The sequence below is a fragment of the Micromonospora echinofusca genome (genome assembly GCF_900091445.1).
GTDB classification, from domain to species: domain Bacteria; phylum Actinomycetota; class Actinomycetes; order Mycobacteriales; family Micromonosporaceae; genus Micromonospora; species Micromonospora echinofusca.
In genome coordinates this window covers 4265996-4288882 of sequence record NZ_LT607733.1, presented here as the reverse complement: position 1 = coordinate 4288882, position 22887 = coordinate 4265996, and the positions used below count along the sequence as shown (strand labels likewise).

The 22887-nt window shown below is 73.9% G+C and carries 18 protein-coding genes; 8 read left to right on the top strand and 10 right to left on the bottom strand.

Features of this window, described 5'->3' with window-relative positions; translation table 11 throughout:
- Positions 1-37: 37 nt before the first annotated feature.
- Positions 38-1549, top strand: a complete 1512-nt coding sequence (locus GA0070610_RS18125) for a deoxyguanosinetriphosphate triphosphohydrolase family protein (RefSeq protein WP_089003582.1) — start codon at positions 38-40, stop codon at positions 1547-1549.
- A 61-nt stretch (positions 1550-1610) separates the two neighbouring features.
- Here the strand turns inward: GA0070610_RS18125 and GA0070610_RS18120 are convergent, their stop codons facing one another.
- From GA0070610_RS18120 to GA0070610_RS18090, 7 genes are all read right to left on the bottom strand, one after another.
- A complete protein-coding gene (locus tag GA0070610_RS18120; protein ID WP_089001143.1) occupies positions 1611-2756 on the bottom strand; it encodes an MBL fold metallo-hydrolase in 1146 nt (381 codons plus the stop codon).
- A 110-nt stretch (positions 2757-2866) separates the two neighbouring features.
- Positions 2867-3868 (bottom strand): serine hydrolase, encoded by a 1002-nt coding sequence (locus GA0070610_RS18115; RefSeq protein ID WP_231925689.1) that lies wholly within the window; start codon positions 3866-3868, stop codon positions 2867-2869.
- A gap of 98 nt (positions 3869-3966) precedes the next feature.
- A complete protein-coding gene (locus GA0070610_RS18110; RefSeq protein WP_089001141.1) occupies positions 3967-4911 on the bottom strand; it encodes an SDR family NAD(P)-dependent oxidoreductase in 945 nt (314 codons plus the stop codon).
- Positions 4908-6092, bottom strand: a complete 1185-nt coding sequence (locus tag GA0070610_RS18105; protein ID WP_089001140.1) for a zinc-dependent alcohol dehydrogenase — start codon at positions 6090-6092, stop codon at positions 4908-4910. Before GA0070610_RS18105 ends, GA0070610_RS18110 begins: the two co-directional genes overlap by 4 nt.
- Before the next feature lie 574 nt (positions 6093-6666).
- Positions 6667-7431, bottom strand: coding sequence for a succinate dehydrogenase/fumarate reductase iron-sulfur subunit (locus GA0070610_RS18100; RefSeq protein ID WP_089001139.1), 765 nt, complete (start codon positions 7429-7431; stop codon positions 6667-6669).
- Positions 7428-9365: a fumarate reductase/succinate dehydrogenase flavoprotein subunit gene (locus tag GA0070610_RS18095; RefSeq protein ID WP_089001138.1), complete on the bottom strand. Its 1938-nt coding sequence runs from the start codon at positions 9363-9365 to the stop codon at positions 7428-7430. Before GA0070610_RS18095 ends, GA0070610_RS18100 begins: the two co-directional genes overlap by 4 nt.
- Position 9366: 1 nt before the next feature.
- Positions 9367-10098 carry a succinate dehydrogenase cytochrome b subunit gene (locus GA0070610_RS18090; RefSeq protein WP_089001137.1) on the bottom strand — a complete coding sequence of 244 codons (732 nt, stop codon included), beginning with the start codon at positions 10096-10098 and terminating at the stop codon, positions 9367-9369.
- Between the two features lie 35 nt (positions 10099-10133).
- On the opposite strand from GA0070610_RS18090, the gene GA0070610_RS18085 reads away from it, so the two are divergent.
- Positions 10134-11063: a LysR family transcriptional regulator gene (locus GA0070610_RS18085; protein WP_089001136.1), complete on the top strand. Its 930-nt coding sequence runs from the start codon at positions 10134-10136 to the stop codon at positions 11061-11063.
- Positions 11064-11189: 126 nt separating this feature from the next.
- Positions 11190-12512, top strand: coding sequence for an FAD-dependent oxidoreductase (locus GA0070610_RS18080; protein WP_089001135.1), 1323 nt, complete (start codon positions 11190-11192; stop codon positions 12510-12512).
- Between the two features lie 22 nt (positions 12513-12534).
- On the opposite strand, the gene hrpA is transcribed toward GA0070610_RS18080, so the two are convergent.
- Positions 12535-16563: an ATP-dependent RNA helicase HrpA gene (gene hrpA, locus GA0070610_RS18075; protein ID WP_089001134.1), complete on the bottom strand. Its 4029-nt coding sequence runs from the start codon at positions 16561-16563 to the stop codon at positions 12535-12537.
- A 189-nt stretch (positions 16564-16752) separates the two neighbouring features.
- Here hrpA and GA0070610_RS18070 point away from each other — a divergent pair, with 189 nt between their 5' ends.
- Positions 16753-17193, top strand: a complete 441-nt coding sequence (locus tag GA0070610_RS18070; RefSeq protein ID WP_089001133.1) for a cytidine/deoxycytidylate deaminase family protein — start codon at positions 16753-16755, stop codon at positions 17191-17193.
- A gap of 56 nt (positions 17194-17249) precedes the next feature.
- Here the strand turns inward: GA0070610_RS18070 and GA0070610_RS18065 are convergent, their stop codons facing one another.
- Complete coding sequence (locus GA0070610_RS18065; RefSeq protein WP_089001132.1) at positions 17250-17609, bottom strand: YciI family protein; 360 nt, start codon at positions 17607-17609, stop codon at positions 17250-17252.
- Between the two features lie 152 nt (positions 17610-17761).
- On the opposite strand from GA0070610_RS18065, the gene GA0070610_RS18060 reads away from it, so the two are divergent.
- From GA0070610_RS18060 to GA0070610_RS18045, 4 genes are read left to right on the top strand one after another with little or no spacing between them, the layout of a single operon-like run.
- Positions 17762-18808: a FecCD family ABC transporter permease gene (locus GA0070610_RS18060; RefSeq protein ID WP_089001131.1), complete on the top strand. Its 1047-nt coding sequence runs from the start codon at positions 17762-17764 to the stop codon at positions 18806-18808.
- Complete coding sequence (locus tag GA0070610_RS18055) at positions 18805-19896, top strand: FecCD family ABC transporter permease (RefSeq protein ID WP_231925687.1); 1092 nt, start codon at positions 18805-18807, stop codon at positions 19894-19896. Before GA0070610_RS18060 ends, GA0070610_RS18055 begins: the two co-directional genes overlap by 4 nt.
- Positions 19897-19921: 25 nt before the next feature.
- Positions 19922-20770 carry an ABC transporter ATP-binding protein gene (locus tag GA0070610_RS18050; protein WP_089001130.1) on the top strand — a complete coding sequence of 283 codons (849 nt, stop codon included), beginning with the start codon at positions 19922-19924 and terminating at the stop codon, positions 20768-20770.
- The gene (locus tag GA0070610_RS18045) at positions 20770-21714 is read left to right on the top strand and encodes an ABC transporter substrate-binding protein (protein WP_089001129.1); all 945 of its coding nucleotides are present in this window, start codon (positions 20770-20772) and stop codon (positions 21712-21714) included. The genes GA0070610_RS18050 and GA0070610_RS18045 overlap by 1 nt, the downstream gene beginning before the upstream one ends.
- A gap of 22 nt (positions 21715-21736) precedes the next feature.
- Here the strand turns inward: GA0070610_RS18045 and GA0070610_RS18040 are convergent, their stop codons facing one another.
- Positions 21737-22828 carry a glycosyltransferase family 2 protein gene (locus GA0070610_RS18040; RefSeq protein ID WP_231925679.1) on the bottom strand — a complete coding sequence of 364 codons (1092 nt, stop codon included), beginning with the start codon at positions 22826-22828 and terminating at the stop codon, positions 21737-21739.
- Between the last annotated feature and the right edge of the window lie 59 nt (positions 22829-22887).

Here is a 22887-nt window from a genome sequence, read left to right as displayed (position 1 = left end):
TCGGCGCCACGGCCCACGCTGCGCTAGCGTGGCGATCATGGAACCTCCCGCGGACCCGCGCGCCCGGCGGCTCTTCGGCGGCAGTGCCCGGGCGCTCGGCGACCTGGCCGCCAGCCCGTTCCGGGCCGACCGCGACCGCATCGTGGCCTCGCCGTTCTTCGCCCGGCTCAACGGCGTCACCCAGGTCGTCAGCCCCGGCGGCTCCGGCCTGCTCGTGCACAACCGGCTCACCCACAGCCTCAAGGTGGCGCAGGTCGCGCGGGCCATCGCCGAGCGGCTCACCGCCGACGGCCGGCACCGCGACCTGCTGGAGAAGCTGGGCGGCTGCGACCCGGACGTGGTGGAGGCCGCCGCGCTCGCCCACGACCTCGGCCACCCGCCGTTCGGGCACCTGGGGGAGCGGGTGCTGGACCGGCTGGCCCGCCAGCGCCTCGGGCTGACCGACGGCTTCGAGGGCAACGCCCAGTCGTACCGGATCGTCACCAGCACCGAGATCCGCGGCGCGGCGACCACCGGCCTGGACCTCACGGCGGCGGTGCGGGCCGCGCTGCTGAAGTACCCGTGGACGCGGCTGGACCATCCCGACCCGCACCCCCGGCTGCTGGACCCGCCGCCGCGCGGCGCCACCCCGCCGCCGGACGACCCGGGCAGCGGCTCGTCGAAGTTCGGGGCGTACCGCACGGAGATCGGCGACCTGCGGCAGGCCCGGGAGCCGTTCGTGGGGCGCATCCCGGACTGGCAGCAGACCCCCGAAGCGTCGATCATGGACACCGCCGACGACATCGCGTACGCGATCCACGACGTCGAGGACTTCTACCGGGTCGGGGTGCTCCAGCAGGGTGCCGTGGCCGCCGAGCTGATGGCCTGGCAGCGCGAGAGCGGGCACCTGCGAGCGATCACCGACGCGGCCCTGGCCGCCGCCGCCCGCCGACCCGGCTCGGCGATCGAGCGGCTGCGCCGCCAACTGCACCGCAAGGACGCCTGGATCGCCGACGACGAGGCGTTCGCCGCCGCCGTCGAGCACGTCCGCGAGGAGCTGGTGGAGGGGCTGCTGGCCATGCCCTTCGACGGCTCCATCGAGGCCGAGCAGTACGTGGCCCGGTTCTCCGCCCGCTGGACGACCCGCTTCGTCGATGCGATCACGGTGGTCGAACAGCCGGCGGTGCGCTCCGGGCACGTGCTGCTCGCCCCCGCACAGTGGCACGAGGTGCAGGTGCTCAAGTTCGTCCACCACCGGTTCGTGCTGGCCCGGCCCGACCTGGCCCTGCACCAGCGCGGGCAGGCCCGGCTGCTGGGCACCCTGGTGGAGGCGCTGCTGGAGTGGCTCCTCGACCCCGAGGAGGAGTCCCGGTTGCCGCGCCGGCTGCACGACCTGGTGGAGTTGGCCGAGGCGGAGCTGCACCCGCGTACGCCGGACCGGATCGGCAAGGCGCGCGGGCGGGCGATCGTTGACTTCGTCGCCCAGCTCACCGACGGCCAGGCGGTCGCCATGCTGGACGCCCTGTCGGGCCGCTCCGGGGCGCTCTGGACCGACGCCTTCGTGCTCTGAGGGGCGGCGCCACGGCAGGCCCACGGCCTGAGGGGTGGCGCCACGGCCCACCCCACGGCACTCAGGCGACGGCCTGCCACCAGCCGTCGACGGCGGGCGGGTCGTCCACCACCACCCGCTCGCCGGGGCGGGGCACGGCGAGGCGCACGTCCCGGGCCTTCGCCTCGGCCCAGATCCGGTCCACCGGCTCGGACCAGTCGTGCAGGGCCAGGTTGAACGTCGCCCAGTGCACCGGCACGAGCAGCCCGCCGCGCAGGTCGAGGTGTGCGGCGACGGCCTCCTCGGGGAACATGTGGATGCTCGGCCAGGCCCGGTCGTACGCGCCGATCTGCATCAGCGTCACGTCGAACGGCCCGTGCCGCTCGCCGATCTCGGCGTAGCCGTCGAAGTAGCCGGAGTCGCCGGTGTAGAAGACCTTCCGGTGCGCGCCGGCGACGACCCAGGAGCTCCAGAGCGTGCCGTCGCGGCGCAGCCCCCGGCCGGAGAAGTGCTGGGCGGCGGTGGCGGTGATCTCCAGCTCCGCCACCCGGTGGCTCTCCGCCCAGTCCAGCTCGACGATCCGCCCGGCCGGTACGCCCCAGCGGTCCAGGTGCGCGCCCACGCCCAGGGGCACGAGGAACGGCGCCGACTGGCTGCCCAGCAGCGCCTGGACGGTCGCCATGTCGAGGTGGTCGTAGTGGTCGTGCGAGATCAGGATCGCGTCGACCGGGGGCAGTTCGTCGAGGCGCACCGGTGGCCGGTGCAGGCGGCGCGGACCGACGAGGCTCGACGGGGAGCACCGGTCGCTCCACACCGGGTCGAGCAGCACCCGTCGGCCCTCGATCTCGATCAGGGCGGAGGCGTGGCCGTACCAGACGACGTTCAGCTCACGTCCCGCGTCGGCGGCCGGGGCGGTGCCGGGGCGCAGCAGCGGCACGGCGACGCTCGGCCGGCGCTTCTGCTTGCCGAAGAGCAGCTCGCGGACCAGGTTGCGGTCGGGGGTGCCGGCCATCGAGCGGGAGCCACCCGGGTTGCGGAAGGCGCCGTCGTGGAACCGGGGCGAGCGGGCGGCCCGCTCCGCGCGGGCGCCGGTGAGCCGGCCGCCGAGCGCCGCCGGCACGTCCCGGGCCACCCACGCGAGCCCGGCCAGCGCGGCCAGCCCGGCCGCCCCGCGCAGCCGCCGTCCGAGGGTCCCCTCGGGTCCCGCACGTTCCGCTGGTGCGCCCATCGTCGTCCCTCCGCCGTGTCCCGTCGTACACGGTAGCCCGGCGGTCGGGGGAGCGCCGGAAGGTCGGCGGGGCCCGCCGTCGAGGCGGGCCCCGGGCGTCGAGGGGCGGCTCAGCCGCCGTTGCTGGGTCGCTGCGCGGTCGGTCGGTGGGTGACGCCGGTGCCGGTGAGACGGTCGACCGCGGCGAGGAAGCGCCGGCCCATCCGGGCGCGGGCCGCGACGGCGGGGTGCGTGGCGCCGTAGTCGTCCGGCTCGGCCTGGCCGTCGGCGAAGAGGGCGTACGTGAGCACGGGCGCGCCGGCCATGTCGAAGATCACCCCGGCCTCGTGCCGGGCGTCGGCGAACCAGCCCGCCTTCGTGGCGACCCGGGCCCGCTCGGTGGAGGACATGACCCGCCGGATCCCGTCGGTGTACGCGACGGGGGCGCGCAGCAGCCGCAGCACGAACGCCGTGCCGGCCGGCGAGAGCAGCGTGCCGGCCACCAGCGCGCGCAGCAGGTCGTGGGTCTCCCGGGGCGTGCTGGTGCCGAGGAAGAACCGGTTGGGGTTGGCCACCGGCTGCACCTGGGTGTTCGGGAAGCCCTTGCCGCGCAGGATGTCGTTGAGTTCGGCGGCGGGGCAGACCAGGCCGCAGAGCCGCACGGCCGTGTCGTCGGAGACGGTCAGCAGGTTGGCCAGCACGTGGCCGAGCGTCACGAAGCTCGGGTACGCCCCGTCGAGGCTGAACATGCCGTCGCCGCCGGGCACCACGATCGCCTCGGTCACCTCGACCCGCTGGTCGAGCGTCAGCAGCCCCCGGTCGACCTTGTCGAGCACCGCCACGGCCACCGCGATCTTGTTGACGCTGTACGCCTCGAGGCGCCGGTCGGGCTCGTCGGAGACCGCCACCTGCGGTGCGCCGGCCGGGTCGGCGACGCTGACGTACGCCTGCCAGTTGCCCCCCGCTGCCACCGTCTCCCGCTCGTAGATCGCGGCCACCCGGCGGGCCGCCTGCCGGGGCGTCGTCGGAGCCGGCTCGGCGACCTCGGGGGCGGCGACGGCCGGCGTCGCGGCGCCGAGCACCGTTCCCGCCGTGGCCACCGTGCCCAGTCCCAGCGCGGTCCTGCGGTTCACCCGGATAGTCAATCGTCTCTCCCGTCGTGGTGGGCCGGAGCGCTTACCGGCCCACCACCCTAGGCGAAACGATCGACGCCGGTGATCCCGTGCGGGGTTCACCGCAGCCGACGCCGGACGGCCGCGACGACCGGGCCGGGCAGTTCCCCGACGGCCCGCGCCACCCGTGCCAGGTCGGGCAGCCAGCCGCCGCGTACCGACGCGGCGGCCGGGTCCGGCGCGAACACCGTGCCGTCGTGCGGCGCGATAGGACGGTCGGTCAGCCCGGCCAGCCGCATCAACGGCCCGACGAGGGCGTCGTAGACGCCGGGGAACACGGTGAAGCCGACCCGCATGACCGTGTTGACCCGGCCCACCGACACCTCCCGGCGGGGCCGGTCGGCGCAGTCCACGATGGCCCGGGCCACCCGTTCCGGGGTGGTGACCGGCAGCGGGGGTCGGCCGACGCGGCCGAGGTAGTTTGCGGCCCGCTGGTAGACCGGGGTGTCCACGCTGCCGGGGTTCACGATGCACACGTGCACGCCCGGGGTCTCCCGGGCCTCCTGCTGCAACGTGCGGGTCAGCCCCTGCAACCCCCACTTGCTCGCCACGTAGCCGCTCATGTACGGCGCGGTGATGTGCCCCAGCACCGATCCGGTGAGGATGAGCGTCCCCCCGCCGTCGGCCCGGAACCGGCGCAGCGCCACCCGGGCCACCGCGGCGGCGGCGAGCAGGTCGGTGCGTACCACCTGCTCGAAGACCCGCTCCGGGGTCTCCTCGAACCGGCCGTACGCCATCACCGCCGCGGTGTGCACCCAGACGTCGACGCCGCCGAACCGGCCGAGGGCCGCGTCGGCGAGCGCCGCGAGCGCGCCGTCGGCGGTGACGTCGGTGGGCACCTCCAGCGCCTGCGCGCCGGCGGCCCGGCACTCGTCGCCGACGGCGGCGAGTGCGACGGGGGAACGGGCGGCGAGCACGAGCCGGTCTCCGCGTTCGGCGAAGGCCCGGGCCGCCGCCCGGCCGATCCCGCTGGTCGCGCCGGTCACGACCACCGTCCGGGTCACGGTGCCAGCACGACCTTGACGCAGCCGTCCTCCTTCTTCTGGAACATCTCGTACGCCTGCGGCGCCTGCGCCAGCGGCACCCGGTGGGTACGCAGGTCCGCCACGCCCAGCGGGTCGTCGTCGCCCGAGAGCAGCGGGATGATCTCGTCGGTCCACCGGCGTACGTGGCACTGCCCCATGCGCAGCTGGACGCCCCGGTCGAACATCTCCATGAGCGGCATCGGGTCGACCTCGCCGCCGTAGACGCCGGAGACGGAGACGGTGCCGCCCCGGCGCACGGCCTTGAGCGCGGCCTTGAGTACGACCAGCCGGTCGACGCCGACCTTGTCGGTCATGGTCTGCGCGAGCTTGTCGGGCAGCAGCCCGGCGGCGGTCTGGGCGAGCTTGCCGAGGGGCGCGCCGTGGGCCTCCATGCCCACCGCGTCGATGACCGCGTCGGGGCCGCGCCCGTCGACGAGGTCGATCAGCGCGCCGGGCACGTCGTCCAGCTCGCTGACGTCGAGGACCTCGATGCCGTGCCGGCGGGCCATCGCCAACCGCTCCGGCACCAGGTCCAGCCCGATGACCCGGTCCGCGCCGAGGTGCCGGCCGATACGGGCGCAGAACTGGCCGACCGGCCCGAGCCCGAAGACGGCGAGGGTGCCGCCGCGCGGGGTGTCGGCGTACTTCACCGCCTGCCAGGCGGTCGGCAGGATGTCGGACAGGTAGAGCCAGCGTTCGTCGGGCCCGGCGTCGGGCACCTTGATCGGGCCGAACTGGGCGTGCGGCACCCGCAGGTACTCGGCCTGCCCGCCGGGTACCGAGCCGTAGAGCGAGGTGTAGCCGAACAGCGCGGCGCCCTTGCCCTCGGCGGTGACCTGCGTGGTCTCGCACTGCGCGTACAGCTGCCGGTCGCACATCCAGCAGGAGCCGCAGGAGATGTTGAACGGCACCACCACCCGGTCGCCCGGCTTGAGGCGGGTCACCCCCGGGCCCACCTCCTCCACGATGCCCATCGGCTCGTGGCCGAGGACGTCGCCGGGCTTCAGGAACGGCCCGAGCACCTCGTACAGGTGCAGGTCCGAGCCGCAGATCGCGGTCGAGGTGATCCGGACGACGGCGTCGGTCGGCTCCTCGATCCGCGGATCGGGCACATCCTCCACCCGTACGTCCCGTTTGCCCTGCCAGGTCAGCGCCTTCATGTCCGTCGTCCCTCCTGTGCCGGCTCCCAGGAGTGCTACCCGCCCGTGCGGGCTTGAACCGGCCGCCACCGGACGACCGGTCCCGGCCGTCCCCCCATCCGTCCGGGCCGGCCGCCCTCTTTCGTCGGGCCTGGCCGCCGCCCCTTCGTCCGGTCCGTCGAGGGCTGTGGTTCTGGTTCTGCCCGGCTGGCCGGGTGCATCGCGTGGACGCTGTCGAGCTGCCCCGTGCGGTGGGGCAGCCCGTGCGGTGGGGGCGGGCTGGCAGTGCGGTGGGGCTGGCGGTGCGTCCGCCGCCGAGCTGCCCGGCGGGCTGGCGGTCGCATGGCCGGGCGGGTGGGCGGTCGTGTCGCCGGGCGGGCGGGTGGACGGTTCGGGTGGATGGGCGGTCCCATGGACGGGGCAGCTCGACAGGCACCGTCGGGGGTCCCGACTCACCCCGCCCGCGGCCGTGGAACCGACAGGGCCCACCACCGGCCGACGGGTCCCGTACCGGGAAACGGGCGGGCCGCCGCACCCGCAGGGGTGTGGTGGCCCGCCCGTCCGGTCGGGTCCGGTTGCCAGGAACCCGGTGTCGTCAGGAACCGGGGGTGTTGTCGCCCCGCTTCGAGGTGGCCATCAGGAAGTCGCGGTTGAGCCGGCCGATGGTGTTCAGCGGGATGCCCTTGGGACAGACCACGGTGCACTCACCGGCGTTGGTGCAGCCGCCGAAGCCGGCCTCGTCGTGCGCGTCGACCATGCCGACCACCCGGGTGTAGCGCTCCGGCTGGCCCTGCGGCAGCAGCGAGAGCTGGGTGACCTTCGCGGCGGTGAAGAGCATCGCGGAGCCGTTCGGGCAGGCCGCCACGCAGGCGCCGCAGCCGATGCACTCCGCCGCCTCGAAGGCGGCGTCCGCGTTGGCCTTGGCGACCGGGGTCGAGTGCGCCTCGGGGGCGCTGCCGGTCGGCGCGGTGATGTAGCCGCCGGCCGCGATGATCTTGTCGAACGCGCCCCGGTTGACCACCAGGTCCTTGATGACCGGGAAGGCCCGGGCCCGCCACGGCTCGATGTCGATCGTCTCGCCGTCGGAGAACTGCCGCATGTGCAGCTGGCAGGCGGTGGTGCCGCGCTGCGGCCCGTGCGCGTCGCCGTTGATCATCAGGCCGCACATGCCGCAGATGCCCTCGCGGCAGTCGTGGTCGAACGCCACCGGCTCCTCGCCGGCGAGGATCAGCCGCTCGTTGAGGACGTCGAGCATCTCCAGGAAGGACATGTCGGGGGAGACGTCGTCGACCTTGTAGGTCACCATCCGACCCTTGTCCTCGGGGCCGGACTGGCGCCAGATGCGCAGGGTCAGGTTCACTTGTAGCTCCGCTGCGTGGGGTGGACGTATTCGAAGTTCAGGTCTTCCTTGTGCAGCACCGAGGGCTCGCCGGTGGCGGTGAACTCCCAGGCCGCCACGTACGCGAAGCGGTCGTCGTCGCGCTCCGCCTCACCGTCGGGCGTCTGGTGCTCGGCCCGGAAGTGACCGCCGCAGGACTCCTCGCGGTGCAGGGCGTCGATGCACATCAGCTCCGCCAGTTCGAAGAAGTCGGCCACCCGGCCGGCCTTCTCCAGCGACTGGTTGAGCCCCTCGCCGCTGCCCGGCACCCGGACCCGCTGCCAGAACTGCTCGCGCAGGGCGCGGATCTCGTCGATCGCCTTGCGCAGCCCGGCCTCACTGCGTTCCATGCCGCAGTGCTCCCACATGATCTGGCCCAGCTCGCGGTGGAACGAGTCGACGGTCCGGTCGCCGTCGACGGCCAGCAGCCGCTGGATCCGGTCCTCGACGTCGGCGCGGGCCTGCACGGCCGCCGGGTGCGTGGCGTCGACCTTCTCCATCGGGCCGGACGCCAGGTAGTGCGCGATGGTGTTCGGCAGCACGAAGTAGCCGTCGGCCAGGCCCTGCATCAGCGCCGAGGCGCCGAGACGGTTCGCGCCGTGGTCGGAGAAGTTCGCCTCGCCGATCACGAAGAGGCCCGGGATGGACGACTGGAGGTCGTAGTCGACCCAGAGACCGCCCATCGTGTAGTGCACGGCGGGGTAGATGCGCATCGGCACCTCGTACGGGTCCTCGCCGGTGATCCGCTCGTACATCTCGAAGAGGTTGCCGTACTTGGCCTCGATGGCCTTGCGGCCGAGCCGGTCGATCGCGTCGCCGAAGTCCAGGTAGACGCCGAGCCCCGTCTGGCCGACGCCGCGCCCCTCGTCGCAGACGTTCTTCGCGGCGCGGGAGGCGATGTCGCGGGGGACCAGGTTGCCGAAGGAGGGGTAGATCCGCTCCAGGTAGTAGTCCCGCTCGTCCTCGGGGATGTCCCTCGGGCTGCGGGTGTCGCCCTTGGCCTTGGGTACCCAGACCCGGCCGTCGTTGCGCAGCGACTCGCTCATCAGGGTCAGCTTCGACTGGTGGTCGCCGGAGACCGGGATGCAGGTCGGGTGGATCTGCGTGTAGCAGGGGTTGGCGAAGTACGCGCCCTTGCGGTGGGCCCGCCAGGTGGCGGTGACGTTGCAGCCCTTGGCGTTGGTGGAGAGGTAGAAGACGTTGCCGTAGCCGCCGGAGGCGAGGACGACCGCGTCCGCGAACTCGGTGGCGATCTCGCCGGTGACCATGTCCCGGACCACGATGCCGCGGGCCTTGCCGTCGACGACGATCAGCTCCAGCATCTCGTGCCGGGTGTTCATCTCCACGTTGCCGAGGCCGATCTGCCGCTCCAGCGCCTGGTACGCGCCGAGCAGCAGCTGCTGGCCCGTCTGGCCCCGGGCGTAGAAGGTGCGCTGCACCTGCGCGCCGCCGAAGGAGCGGGTGTCCAGCAGGCCGCCGTACTCGCGGGCGAACGGGACGCCCTGCGCGACGCACTGGTCGATGATGTTGACCGAGACCTCGGCGAGCCGGTGCACGTTCGACTCGCGGGAGCGGAAGTCGCCGCCCTTGACGGTGTCGTAGAAGAGGCGGTGCACCGAGTCGCCGTCGTTGCGGTAGTTCTTGGCGGCGTTGATGCCGCCCTGCGCGGCGATGGAGTGCGCCCGGCGCGGGCTGTCCTGGTAGCAGTAGGTCTTGACCCGGTAGCCCTGCTCGCCCAGCGTGGCGGCGGCCGAGCCGCCGGCCAGACCGGTGCCGACCACGATCACGGTCATCTTGCGGCGGTTGGCCGGGTTGACCAGCTTGGCCTCGAAGCGGCGGCGTTCCCACCGGGTCTCGATCGGGCCGTCGGGAGCCTTGGTGTCGGCGATCGGGTCGCCCTCGATGTAGAGATCCATGTCAGGACACCAATCCGGTGAGTACGGCGAACGGGACCACCAGGTAGCCGACGCAGAGCGCGACGGAGAAGCCGAGGGCCACGGCCCGGGCCCGCCGCTCGCCGCGCGGGCTCTGCTGGCCGAGGCTGCGCAGCGCGCTGAACAGGCCGTGCCGCAGGTGGAAGCCGAGGGTGACGATCGCCAGGGTGTAGAAGAGCGTCACGTACCAGCGCTCCGGGGCGAAGTCGGCCACCACGTTGGCGTACGGCCGGCCGGGGTCGCCGACGGGGTTGAGCGTGCCGGTGGTGAGGTCCAGCAGGTGGTAGATCACGAACAGCAGGATGATCACGCCGCCCCAGCGCATCGTGCGGGCGGCGTAGCTGCCCTGCACCTTCTTGCGGTGCGCGTACTGCACCGGGCGGGCGGCGCGGGCGCGTACGGCGAGGGCGGTCGCGGCCCAGATGTGGCCGACTGCCGCCACCACCAGGCCGATCCGCATGATCCACAGGAACCACACGCCCGGCAGCAGCGGGGTGCCGATCTCGCGCAGCCAGTGCGCGTAGTGGTCGAACGAGGTCGCCCCCGTGAAGATCTTCAGGTTGCCGAGCATGTGCGCGATCAGGAATGACACCAGGATGATGCCCGTCACCGCCATGACGGCCTTGAGGCCGACGCTGGAACGGATGGGCGACCGAGTTCTCGTGACTACCACGCGATCGACGCTAGGAGCACTTGATTCAGTCGTCCAATGCATCGAACTCGCAGTCTTGATAGCTATAGGCTATGTAGATGCAGCTCCATCAGCTGAAGTACTTCGTTGCGGTGGCAGAAGTACGACATTTCACCCAGGCCGCTGACATCGTGGGCATCACCCAGCCGTCGTTGAGTAAGCAAGTTCACGCCCTGGAGGAGGGCCTCGGTGCCCCGCTGTTCGAGCGGGTAAGGGGCAACATCACCCTCACCGCGGCCGGTGAGGTGCTGCTTCCGCTGGCCAAGCGGATCCTCGCCGACGTCGACACCGCGACCCGCGAGGTGCAGGAGCTGGTCGGCCTGCGCCGTGGCCGGGTCCGGCTCGGCGCCACCCCCAGCCTCGCCACCTCGCTCGCCCCGCCCGTGCTGCGCCGCTTCCGCGACGCCCACCCCACCATCGACCTGCGGGTGGAGGAGAACGGCTCGCAGGACCTGGTCCGTGACCTGCTCCGCGGCGACCTCGACCTGGCCCTGATCATCATGCCGGCCCAGGGCACCGACCCCGGGCTGCGCGCCGACCCCATCCTGCGGGAGAGCCTGGTGGTCGCCTCCGTCGAGGAGCTGTCGGTGGTCCCGGAGACCGGGCAGTTGCGCGTGGCCGACCTGCGCGACCAGCCGATGGTCATGTTCCGGGAGGGCTACGACCTGCGCGACGCCACCCTCCAGGCCTGCCGGGAGGCCGGCTTCGAGCCGACCATCGCCGTCGACGGCGGCGAGATGGACGCGGTGCTGAGCTTCGTCGAGGCCGGGCTGGGCGTCGCGCTGGTCCCCGGCATCGTGGTGGCCCGCCGGCCGGGCGTACGCGTCACCCGGCTGGCCCCGCCCGGCGTCCGGCGCACCATCGCGGTCGCCCGGCGCCGCGACGTGGTGCCCACCCACGCCGGCCGGGAGCTGCGCAGGATACTGCTGGACTACGTCCGCGACGCCACCACCGACGGGGACCTGCCGCCGGGCGTCGAACCGCTCTGAGCTCCGCCGCCGGCCGTCGGGCCGCGCGGAGGCCGGCCGCCGCACGACCGGCCGCGCCGGTCCCACGCCGCCAGGTGCGCACGACGGAAGACGACCGGCCCCCGTCGGCGTGCCTACGCTGCCCGCATGGCAACGGGCAGCGCCGTGGTGATCGGCGCCAGCATGGGCGGCCTGCTGACGGCGCGCGCTCTCACCGAGGCGTACGAGCGGGTCACCCTCGTGGACCGCGACCTGCTGCCCGAGCGGGCGGACAGCCGCCGGGGCGTACCCCAGGGGCGGCAGCTGCACGTCCTGCTGACCCGGGGCCGGCAGGCGTTCGAGGAGCTGCTGCCGGGCATCTCGGCGGAGCTGGCCGCGCGCGGCGTGCCCACGGTCGACCTGCACGAGCAGGTCCACTGGTACAACAACGGCCACCGGATGCGCCGCGCCCCGTCGCCGCTGTTCGCCCTCGGGGTCAGCCGACCGCTGCTGGAACAGGTCGTCCGGGAGCGGGTGGCCGCCCTGCCCGGGGTGCGGATCGTCTCGGACTGCGAGGTGGCGGGCCTGACCACCACCGTCGACCGGCGGCGGGTCACCGGGGTGCGGCTGCACCCCCGCGACGGAGAGCCCACGACCGTCGCCGCCGACCTCGTCGTCGACGCCGGTGGGCGGGGCACCCGCAGCCCGGTGTGGCTGGCCGAGCTGGGCTACCGGCCCGCGCCGGAGGAACGGGTCAAGGTCGGCGTCACCTACCTCACCCGCACCTACCGCCGGGAGCCGCACCACCTGGAGGGGTTGCTCGGCGCGCTCACCAACGCCGTGCCCGGCCGGCCCCGGGGCGGCATCGTCGCCGTGCAGGAACAGGGCCGGTTCGCGGTGGCGCTCAGCGGCATGCTCGGCGAGGAGCCGCCGGCCGACGACGAGGGCATGACCGCCTTCGCCGAGACCCTCGCCGCCCCGCAGATCGCCGAACTTCTGCGTACGGCGCAGCCGGAGGGCCCGCCGGCGACGATGAAGTTCCCGGCCAGCGTGCGGCGACGCTACGAGCGGCTGCGTCGCTTCCCGGCCGGCTACCTGGTGGTGGCCGACGCCGTGTGCAGCTTCAACCCGGTGTACGGGCAGGGCATGACGGTGGCCGCGCTGGAGGCCCTGCTGCTGCGCCGGCTGCTGCGGCGCTCGCCCGACCGGCTCGCCCGGCGGTTCTTCCGGGGCGCCGCCCGGCTGATCGACGGCCCGTGGTCCATCGCGGTCGGCACCGACCTGCGCTTCCCCGAGGTGCCCGGCCGCCGCTCGCCGCGGGTACGCCTGGTCAACGCGTACGTGGGCCGGCTGCACGCGGCGGCGACCCGGGACCCGGCGCTGGGCGCGGCGTTCCTGCGGGTGGTGAACCTCGTCGACCCGCCGACGCGGCTGCTCTCCCCGCCGGTGCTGCTGCGGGTGCTGCGCGGCGCCCCGGCGTCGGCGCGATGACCGTCCCGGCGTGCGCGCCGCCCTACCTGCCCTCCGCCTCGTCCATCGCGCGGTAGATCCGCTGCTCCGACACCGGGTACGGGGTGCCCAACGCCTGGGCGAACACGTTCACCCGCAGCTCCTCGATCATCCAGCGGATCTGCCGGACCGCCGTCGACTGCCGACGGCTCGGCGGCAGCGCGGCCAGCATCTCCTGGTACTCCTTCTGCACCACCGCGACCCGGTCCTGCTGCTGCTTGTCGCGCTGCGGGTTGCCCGGCAGCCGGTCCAGCCGCCGCTCGATCGCGGTGAGGTAGCGCAGCAGGTCGGGCAGGCGCGCGTACCCGGTCTCGGTGACGAACCCCTTGTGCACCAGGCCGCTCAGCTGGGCCCGGATGTCGGCCAGCGCGGCCACCACCGCCAGGTTCCGCGTGGCGCCGAGGCGCTGCTCCACCGCGTGCGCGGCGGCGAGCACCCGGCGGACCCGGTCCATGATCTCGACCACGGTGTCCACCAGGTCGGCCCGGACCTTCTCCCGCAGGGCGGCGAAGCCCTCGGCGTCCCAGGCCGGGCCGCCGGCGTCACCGATCAGCTTGTCGATCGCCGCCCCCGCCGCGTCCGAGATCAGCTCCTGTACGCCGCCGTGCGGGTTGCGGCTCAGCGCCAGCTTCGCCTCGTTGCTCAGCCGCCCCTGGAGGAACTTCGCCGGCGACGGCACGGTGAGCCGCAGCAGCCGCCGCGTACCCGCCCAGTGCGCCGCCTCCTGCTCGGCGGGCGAGTCGAAGACCTTCACCCCGACGGTGTCGCCCTCGTCGACCAGGGCCGGGTACGCGGTCACGGCGTACCCGGCGCGCACCTGCTCGATGGTGCGAGGAAGATCGTCGATGCTCCACGTGCGGAGGCCCGTCCGGGCGACGTCCGGCGCGGCGGCGGCCACGACCTGGCGTACCTCCGCCTTGAGCCGGCGTTGCAGGGCCGGTAGGTCCTTGCCCTCGGCGACCGGCTTGTTCTCCTCGTCGAGCACCCGGAAGCTGACCCGCAGGTGCGCGGGGAGCCGCTCGGTGTCCCACGCGTCGCGGGGCACGGTGACGCCGGTCATCCGGCGCAGCTGCCGGGTCAGCGCGTCCAGCAGTGGCTCCTCGCCGGCCGGCATCGCGGCCAGCGCCGCGCGCGCGAAGTCCGGCACCGGTACGAAGTTGCGGCGTACCGCCTTGGGCAGCGAGCGGATCAGCGCGATCACCAGTTCCTCGCGCAGCCCGGGCACCTGCCAGTCGAAGCTCTCCGCCGGCACCTGGTTGAGCAGGGGCAGCGGGATGTCGACGGTCACGCCGTCGGTGGGGGTGCCCGGCTCGAAGCGGTAGGTCAGCGGCAGGGTCACCCCGTCGGCGGACCACTCGTCGGGGTAGTCGGCCTCGTCCACGCCGGTGCGGCCGGCGTTGACCAGCAGCTCCCGGGTGAAGGTGAGCAGGTCGGGCTGCTCCCGTCGGGTCTTCTTCCACCAGGCGTCGAAGTGCCGTCCGGAGACCACGTCGGCCGGGATGCGGGCGTCGTAGAAGTCGAAGACGGTCTGGTCGTCGACGAGGATGTCGCGGCGCCGGGCCCGGTGCTCCAGCTCCTCGATCTCCGTCAGCAGCCGCTGGTTGTCCCGCCAGAAGTGGTGATGGGTCTGCCAGTCGCCCTCGACGAGGGCGTGCCGGATGAACAGCTCCCGCGACATCGCCGGGTCGATCCGGCCGAAGTTGACCTTCCGCGAGGTGACCAGCGGGACGCCGTAGAGGGTCACCTTCTCGTAGGCCATCACGGCCGCCTGCTTCTTCTCCCAGTGCGGCTCGCTGTAGCTGCGCTTGACCAGGTGCGTCGCCAGGGGCTCGACCCATTCGGGCTCGACCCGGCCGGCCACCCGGCCCCAGAGCCGGGAGGTCTCCACCAGCTCGGCGGCCATCACCCAGCGCGGCGGCTTCCTGAACAGCGCCGAGCCGGGGAAGAGCGCGAACTTCGCGCCCCGGGCGCCGAGATACTCGTGCTTCTGCGCGTCCTTGAGCCCGACGTGCGACAGCAGGCCGGCCAGCAGCGACTGGTGCACCTTCGGGGTGTCGATCTCCTCCGGCAGGTCCGCGCCGCCCCGGCGCCCGCCGCCAGCGTCGCGCGCCGGTCGCCCTTCTTCGGGGGTACGCAGCACCTGACGCAACTGGCTGACGATGTCCTGCCACTCGCGTACCCGCAGGTAGTTGAGGTATTCGGCCTTGCACATCCGCCGGAACGCGCTGGACGACAGCTCGCGCTGCTGCTCGCGCAGGTGCCGCCACAGGTTGAGCAGTGTCACGAAGTCCGACTCGCGGTCGGTGAACCGGGCGTGCGCCTGGTCGGCCTGGGCCTGCTTCTCGGCGGGCCGCTCGCGCGGGTCCTGGATCGACAGCGCGGCGGCGATCACCATCACCTCGGTGGCGCAGCCGTTGCGCTCGCCCTCGACGACCATCCGGGCCAGCCGCGGGTCGACGGGGAGCTGCGCCAGCCGCCGGCCCAGCGGGGTGAGCCGCTTCGCCGGGTCGGCCTCGGCCGGGTCGAGCGCCCCGAGCTCGTGCAGCAGGTTCACGCCGTCGGCGACGTTGCGCCGGTCCGGCGGGTCGATGAACGGGAACGCGGCGATGTCGCCCAGCCCGATGGAGGTCATCTGGAGGATGACCGAGGCGAGGTTGGTGCGCAGGATCTCCGGGTCGGTGAACTCCGGGCGGGACAGGAAGTCCTGCTCGTCGTAGAGGCGGATGCAGATGCCGTCCGAGGTGCGCCCGCAGCGCCCCTTGCGCTGGTTGGCCGACGCCTGCGACACCGGCTCGATCGGCAACCGCTGCACCTTGAGCCGGCTGCTGTAGCGGGAGATGCGGGCCGTGCCCGGGTCCACCACGTACTTGATGCCGGGCACGGTGAGCGAGGTCTCCGCCACGTTGGTCGCCAGCACCACCCGGCGTCCGGCGTGCGGGGCGAAGACCCGGTGCTGCTCGGCGGTGGAGAGCCGGGCGTACAGCGGCAGGATCTCGGTGCCGCGCAGCGCCGGTCTCTTCTCCACCAGCTTGCCCAGCGCGTCGGCGGTGTCGCGGATCTCCCGCTCGCCGCTGAGGAACACCAGGACGTCGCCGGGGCCCTCGGCGGCCAGTTCCTCGACGGCGTCGCCGATGGCCTGCACCTGGTCGCGGACGTTCTCCTCGTCCTCGCCGTCGTCGTCGCCCTCGGCCACCTCGACCAGCGGCCGGTAGCGCACCTCGACCGGGTACGTGCGCCCGGAGACCTCGACCACGGGCGCCGGTACGCCGTCGGGCTCGTCGGCGGTGGGCGGCCCCGCGAAGTGCCGGGCGAAGCGCTCGGTCTCGATGGTCGCCGAGGTGATGACGACCTTGAGGTCGGGCCGGCGGGGGAGGAGCTGGCGCAGGTAGCCGAGGATGAAGTCGATGTTGAGGCTGCGCTCGTGCGCCTCGTCGATGATCAGCGTGTCGTACTGGCGCAGCATCCGGTCGGTCTGCAACTCGGCGAGCAGGATGCCGTCGGTCATCAGCTTGACCAGGCTGCGGTCGCTGACCTGGTCGGCGAAGCGCACCTTGTAGCCGACCACGTCGCCCAGCTCGGTGCCGAGCTCCTCGGCGATGCGGTCCGCCACCGTACGCGCGGCCAGCCGGCGCGGCTGGGTGTGCCCGATCAGGCCGGTGATCCCGCGCCCCAGCTCCAGGCAGATCTTCGGCAGCTGGGTGGTCTTGCCGGAGCCCGTCTCGCCGGCCACGATCACCACCTGGTGGTCGCGGATCGCGGCGGCGATGTCGTCCTTGCGCTCGCTCACCGGCAGCTGGGCCGGGTACGTGATCACCGGTACGGCGGCGCGCCGGTTCTCGAGCACCGCCTCGGCCCGCGCCACGTCGGCGGCGATCTCGTCGAGCGCCGACTCCCGGCGCTGCGGGTCGCGCAGCCGGCGTACCCCGTCCAGGCGCCGTTGCAGGCGGCGCTGGTCGCGGAACATCAGGGGACGGAGGCGGCGGTGCAGCTCGCGGACGGGGTCGGTCGCGGCGGGTGCGGCTGGATTCTGCATGTCGTCGCCAAGGATAGGCAGCCGCCGGCCGGACCGCCCCCGGGTTACCGCCGCACCGCCCCGGCCCGCCCGCGCCCACGCCCGTCGGGGGCGCGCGGCGGCGTCGCCTCGGACCGGCCGCCGGGGCGCGCGGCGGCGTCGCCTCGGACTAGAGTGGGGCGTCGACCGACCTTGGCCACGGGGGACTGGATGACGATGCGCGACACCGACCGGGCCCTGGTGCAGGCCGCCACGGCGGTCGCCAAGCTGCGCTGCCGCAGCGAGAACCACACGGTCGCCGCCGCCGCGCGGACCACCGACGGCCGGGTCTTCACCGGGGTCAACGTCTACCACTTCACCGGCGGCCCCTGCGCCGAGGTGGTCGCGGTCGGCGCCGCCGCCACGCAGGGCGTCACCGAGCTGGAGACGATCGTCGCGGTGGGCGACCGGGGGCGCGGGGTGATCCCGCCCTGCGGGCGCTGCCGGCAGGTGCTGCGCGACTACTTCCCCACGGTCCGGGTCATCGTCGGGCCGATGGACGCGCTGCGCGTGGTGCACGTCGCCGAGCTGCTGCCGGAGACGTACGTCTGGGCCGACCAGCAGCTCGACGGGCCGACCGGCCCGGTCCCCGCGCCGCGACCGGCCGACTGACGCCCGGCCCGCCGACGGCGGCCGGCCCGGCGCCCGCTGACGCCGGCCGCCGGCCGTCAGTCGCCGGCGGCGGCTTCCAGGACCGACCGGGGCAGCGGCACGCTCTCGAAGCGCACGATGCCCTCCGGCACCATCCAGCTCATCACCTGCACGCCGAGCCGTCCGGCCCGCACGGCCGGGTCGTTGTGGTAGAGCTCGCGGGCCTCCTGCGGCGAGACGGAGAGCACGACGAACCCGCGCAGCCGCTCGTCGTCGGCGTCGACGAACGGCCCCGCGGCCAGGACGAGCCCCTGCTCCACCAGCCCCGCCTGGTGCGCCAGGTGGGCGTCCTGCAACCGGTCGGCCGCGTCCAGCGGCAGGTCCGGCGCGTCCGCCGGCCGGAGCAGGAGCACCACGGTGTGCTGGTCGGATCGCATGCCCACACACTAGGGCGGCCGGGGCCGCCGTCCGCCCGGATCCGCGCCGTCCGCCCTGCTCAGCGCCGCTCGGATCGACGACGGCGAGTTAGGCCCGGCCAGTGCGTTCCGCTAAGGTAAGGCGACCCTAAGCCCGAACGTGCAGGAGCCTCGTGACCAGCCTCGCCACCCGACCGGCGCCTGCCGGCACCCGGCCCCGGGCACGTGGCGGTCGTCGGCTCGCGGTCACCGTGGCCGCCGCCGTGGTGCTGGGGCTGGCCGTACTGGCGAGCTTCGCGCTCGGCAGCCGGGCGCTGGCCGCCGACGAGGTGTGGCGCGCGCTGGTCGCCCCCGACGGCGGCGAGGCCGCCACCATCGTGCGGGAACTGCGGATGCCGCGTACCGCGCTGGGCCTCGCCGTCGGGCTCGCCCTCGCCGTCGCCGGGGTCCTCTTCCAGGCCCTCACCCGCAACCCGCTGGCCGAGCCGCGGATCCTCGGCATCAGCGCCGGCGCTTCGTTCGGCGTGGTGCTGGCCATCTCCGTCTTCGGCGTGAGCACCCTGGCCGGTTACGTCTGGTTCGGCATCGGCGGCGCGCTCGGCGCCGGCGTGCTGGTCTTCGCCGTCGCCGCCAAGGCCCGCGAGGGCGCCAGCCCGGTCACCCTCGCGCTGGTCGGCGCGGCCCTCGACGCCAGTCTCGCCTCCATGGTGTACGCGCTGCTCAGCATGGACGCCCGCACCTTCGAGGAGTACCGCTTCTGGGTGGTCGGCGGGCTGACCGGCCGGGACCTCACGGTGGCCGTCCAGGTGGTGCCGTTCGTGCTGGCCGGGCTGTTCCTGGCCGCGCTGGTCGCCCGGGGCCTGGACGCGCTGGCCCTCGGCGACGACGTGGCCCGGGGCCTCGGGCACCGGATCGGGCTGGTCCGCCTCGGCGGCGGTCTCGCCGCGGTCCTGCTCACCGGGGCGGCCGTCGCCGCCGCTGGCCCCATCGCGTTCGTCGGGCTCGCGGTGCCGCACCTGGCCCGCGCCCTGGTCGGCGCCGACCACCGGTGGACCCTCGCGGTCTCCGCGCTGCTCGGGCCCGGGCTGCTGCTGGGCGCCGACGTCGTCGGCCGGCTCGTCGCGCCGCCCGGTGAGGTGCCCGCGGGCATCGTCACCGCCCTGGTCGGCGCCCCGCTGCTGGCCTTCCTGGTGCGCCGCGCGAAGGTCGTGACGGCGTGACCGCCCCCACCGCCCCGGCCGTCGGACGGCCGGCGCGGCGACCCCGCGTCGGCGTCACCGCGCTGCCCGGGCGTTCGCTGGTGCGGATCGGTCCGGTCGCCGTGCAGGTCCGCCGCCGCTCGGTGCTGGTCGCCGCCGTGCTGGTCGTGCTGCTGCTCGCCGCGGGGCTGCTCAGCCTCTCGCTGGGCACCCCGTACGTCGCCCCGGTCGACGTGCTGCGCGCCCTCTCCGGTGCCGGCACCCCGTACGACCTGGTGGTCCTGGACCTGCGGCTGCCCCGGCTGGTGCTGGCGGCGGTGGCCGGCGCGGCCTTCGGGGTGGCGGGCACGCTGATCCAGAGCGTGGCGCGCAACCCGCTCGCCAGCCCCGACGTCGTCGGCATCACCCAGGGCGCCGGCCTCGCCGCGACGGTGGCCCTGACCGGCGGCGTCGCCGCCGTGCTCGTGGCGCCGGCCGCGCTGGTCGGCGGGCTGGTCGCCGCCGCGCTGCTGTTCGCCCTCGGCGCCCGGCACGGCCTGGCCGCCCAGCGGTTCGTGCTCGCCGGCGTGGCGGTCGCCTTCGCGCTGCGGGCCCTGACCGAGGTGGTCATGCTCACCGCCGACCCGATCGACGGGCTGCGCGCGCAGATCTGGCTGATCGGCACGCTCGCCGGCAAGGGCTGGACCGAGAGCCTGTGGATCGCCCTCACCCTGGCCGCGCTCCTGCCGGTGCTGGCCTGGGCCGGCTGGGCGCTGAACAGCACCGCCCTGGACGACGACACCGCCCGGGGGATCGGCCTGCGTCCGACGGCCCGCCGGGTCGGCCTCGCCGGGACCGGGGTGCTGGCCGCCGCGATGGTCACCGCCCAGGTGGGCGCGGTGGACTTCGTCGCCCTGGTCGCCCCGCAGCTGGCCCGCCGGCTGGTCCGCGCCGAGCGCCCGCCGCTGGTCGGCGCCGCGTTGCTCGGGGCGCTGCTGCTGGTGCTGGCGGACCTGGGCGGCCGGCGGCTGTTCGCCCCCACCCAGCTGCCCGCCGGCGTGCTGACCGCCGCCATCGGCGGCCCGTACCTGATCTTCCTGCTGCTGCGCGGCCGGCGGCGGTCCTCGTGAAGTCCGACCCTGACAAGGAGGCGTGATGCTCTCCACCCGCGACCTGGTCGCCGGCTACGACGAGCGGACCGTGCTGGACGGGCTCGACCTGGAGCTGCCGGGCGACGCGTTCACGGTGATCGTCGGGCCGAACGCCTGCGGCAAGTCCACCCTGCTGCGCACCATGGCCCGCCTGCTCACGCCCCGGCGCGGCGCCGTGCTGCTGGACGGCACCGCCATCCGCGACCTGCCGACCCGCGAGGTCGCCCGCCGCCTCGGCGTGCTGCCGCAGAGCCCGCTGGTGCCGGAGGGCGTCACCGTGGCCGACCTGGTGGGCCGGGGCCGGCAGCCGTACCAGCGGTGGTGGCGGCAGTGGTCGGAGTCCGACGGCGTCGCCGTCGAGCAGGCCATGGCGCTCGCCGACGTGACGGGGCTGGCTGACCGGCCGGTGGACACCCTCTCCGGCGGTCAGCGGCAGCGCGTCTGGATCGCCATGACCCTCGCGCAGGACACCGAGGCGCTGCTGCTGGACGAACCCACCACCTTCCTCGACCTCGCCCACCAGGTGGAGGTGCTGGACCTGCTGCACCGGCTGCGCGTCGAGCGGGGCCGCACCGTCGTCGCCGTGCTGCACGACCTCAACCAGGCCGCCCGGTACGCCGACCACCTGATCGCGATGCGCTCCGGCGCGGTGGTGGCCGCCGGGCCGCCCCGGGAGATCCTCACCGCCGACCTGGTCCGGGACGTCTTCGGCCTGGACTGCGTGGTCGTGCCCTGCCCGGTGACCGGGGCGCCCCTGGTGGTGCCCGCGCTCACCGGCGCCTCCCTGCCTCGCCCCTCGGCCGGGGACGCGGCGACGCCGCTGACCGGCTCGTACCTCTCGAAAGGAATCTGATGCGTCGTCTCGCTGCCGCCCTCACCGCGGCCCTGGCTCTCGGCGTCGGTCTCACCGCCTGTGGTGAGAGCGACCCGGTCGCCGACACCACCACCGGGCAGACCCGGGAGATCACCCACGCCATGGGCACCACCAAGGTGCCGACGGAGCCCAAGCGGGTCGTCGTGCTCGACACCGACAAGATCGACACCGCCCTGACCCTCGGCGTCACACCGGTCGGCGCCGCCACCGCCGGCGAGGCGAGGAGCTGGCCGACCTACTTCGGCGAGGAGAAGCTCGCCGGCATCAAGGAGGTCGGGGTGCTCACCGAGCCCGACCTGGAGGCCATCAACGCCCTCAAGCCGGACCTCATCCTGGGCAGCAAGTTCCGCCAGGAGAAGTTCTACGACGAGCTGGCCGCCATCGCGCCGACCGTCTTCACCGAGAAGGTCGGCATCACCTGGAAGGAGAACTTCCTCTTCGACGGCGCGGCGCTCGGCAAGGAGCAGCAGGCCAAGGATCTGCTGGCCGCGTACGAGACGCGGGCCAGGGAGTTCGGCGGCAAGCTCGGCGACGCCGCCACCCGCAAGGTCTCCATCGTCCGCTTCATGCCGACCGAGATCCGGGTGTACGGGCCGGACTCGTTCTCCGGCATCGTCATCGGCGACACCGGCCTGGGCCGCCCCGAGCGCCAGCAGCTCACCGGCAAGGAGGACCGGAGGATGGACCGGGTCAGCCCGGAGCGCGTCGGCGAGGTCGACGGCGACGTCATCTTCGTGACCGCGTACGGCGAGAAGGCCGCCGCCGAGCAGGCCAAGGTCACCGGCGGGACGCTCTGGAAGGGGCTGTCGGCGGTCAAGGCGGGCAAGGCGCACGTCGTGTCCGACGAGATCTGGATGACCGGCATCGGCATCGGCGCCGCCAACAAGATCCTCGACGACCTGGCCAAGTACCTCACCGCCTGACCGGTACGCGCGCGGCAGCCCCCTACGGCTGCCGCGCGTCACCCGTCACGGACTCGCCGGCGGCGCGCCGCAGTGAGCGGTACCGGGGCAGGTCCTCGCGGGCCGGCCCGTCCCGGCGCATCCGCTCCGCCGGCCGCACCGCCGGCTGGTCCGGCACCCGTGGTGCCTCCCCGCCCTGCGTGACCAGGTCCTCGGTCTCCTGGACCAGGTAGTGCGGCCGACGCTTGGTCTCGTAGTAGATCCGGCCGATGTACTCCCCGATCACGCCCAGGATCGTCATCTGGATGCCGCCGAGACCGATCACGCTGACGATGATGGTGGTGTAGCCGGGAACGTCGATGCCCTTGCTGACGGCGTCGGCGACCACCCAGGCCATGTAGACCACCGCGATCAGGGTGAGGAACAGGCCGCCGTAGATCGCCAGACGCAGCGGCCGGTTGTTGAACGACAGCAGCCCGTCGAACGCGTAGTTGAACAGCTTGCCGAACGTCCACCTGCTCCGGCCCGCCTGCCGGGTCTGGTTGCCGTGCGCGACCACCACAGTGCGGAACCCGATCCAGGAGAACAGCCCCTTCGAGAAGCGGTTGTACTCGGGCATCGCCAGCACCGCGTCCACTGCGAGCCGGGACAGCAGCCGGAAGTCGCCCGCCCCGTCCAGCAGCCGCACGTCGATCCACCAGTTGACCAGCCGGTAGAAGGAGCGCGAGGCCAGCATCCGTACGAACCGGTCACCGCGCCGGTCCCGGCGGGCGATCACCTGGTCGAAGCCCTGCCGGTACAGCGCCACCATGTCGGGCAGCAGCCACGGCGGGTGCTGGAGGTCGGCGTCCATGATCACGACCGCGTCGCCGGTGGCCCGCTCCAGCCCGGCCAGCATCGCCGCCTCCTTGCCGAAGTTGCGGCTCAGCGACGTGTACCGCACGCGGGGGTCGGCGGCGGCGAGCCGGCGCAGCGCCACGAGGGTGCCGTCGGAACTGCCGTCGTCGACGTACACCACCTCGATCTCGACGTCGGTCAGCTCCGCGACGGCGGCGTTCACCGCCGCGTGCAGCCGCTCCACCGAGGCCTCCTCGTTGAAGCAGGGCACCACCACCGACAGGCGCACGTCCGTCACCCCGTCCGGCCGGCGCCCGAGGACGCCCGGCGGCGCCCACCGCGCCGCCGCGCGCCGGC

Bases quoted from the DNA above. Each gene is read 5' to 3' on its own strand.
- GA0070610_RS18125 (WP_089003582.1), top strand. From the start codon at position 38: ATGGAACCTCCCGCGGACCCGCGCGCCCGGCGGCTCTTCGGCGGCAGT.
- GA0070610_RS18120 (WP_089001143.1), bottom strand. From the start codon at position 2,756: ATGGGCGCACCAGCGGAACGTGCGGGACCCGAGGGGACCCTCGGACGG.
- GA0070610_RS18105 (WP_089001140.1), bottom strand. From the start codon at position 6,092: ATGAAGGCGCTGACCTGGCAGGGCAAACGGGACGTACGGGTGGAGGAT.
- GA0070610_RS18095 (WP_089001138.1), bottom strand. From the start codon at position 9,365: ATGGATCTCTACATCGAGGGCGACCCGATCGCCGACACCAAGGCTCCC.
- GA0070610_RS18090 (WP_089001137.1), bottom strand. From the start codon at position 10,098: ATGCATTGGACGACTGAATCAAGTGCTCCTAGCGTCGATCGCGTGGTA.
- GA0070610_RS18085 (WP_089001136.1), top strand. From the start codon at position 10,134: ATGCAGCTCCATCAGCTGAAGTACTTCGTTGCGGTGGCAGAAGTACGA.
- GA0070610_RS18080 (WP_089001135.1), top strand. From the start codon at position 11,190: ATGGCAACGGGCAGCGCCGTGGTGATCGGCGCCAGCATGGGCGGCCTG.
- hrpA (WP_089001134.1), bottom strand. From the start codon at position 16,563: ATGCAGAATCCAGCCGCACCCGCCGCGACCGACCCCGTCCGCGAGCTG.
- GA0070610_RS18070 (WP_089001133.1), top strand. From the start codon at position 16,753: ATGACGATGCGCGACACCGACCGGGCCCTGGTGCAGGCCGCCACGGCG.
- GA0070610_RS18065 (WP_089001132.1), bottom strand. From the start codon at position 17,609: ATGCGATCCGACCAGCACACCGTGGTGCTCCTGCTCCGGCCGGCGGAC.
- GA0070610_RS18050 (WP_089001130.1), top strand. From the start codon at position 19,922: ATGCTCTCCACCCGCGACCTGGTCGCCGGCTACGACGAGCGGACCGTG.
- GA0070610_RS18045 (WP_089001129.1), top strand. From the start codon at position 20,770: ATGCGTCGTCTCGCTGCCGCCCTCACCGCGGCCCTGGCTCTCGGCGTC.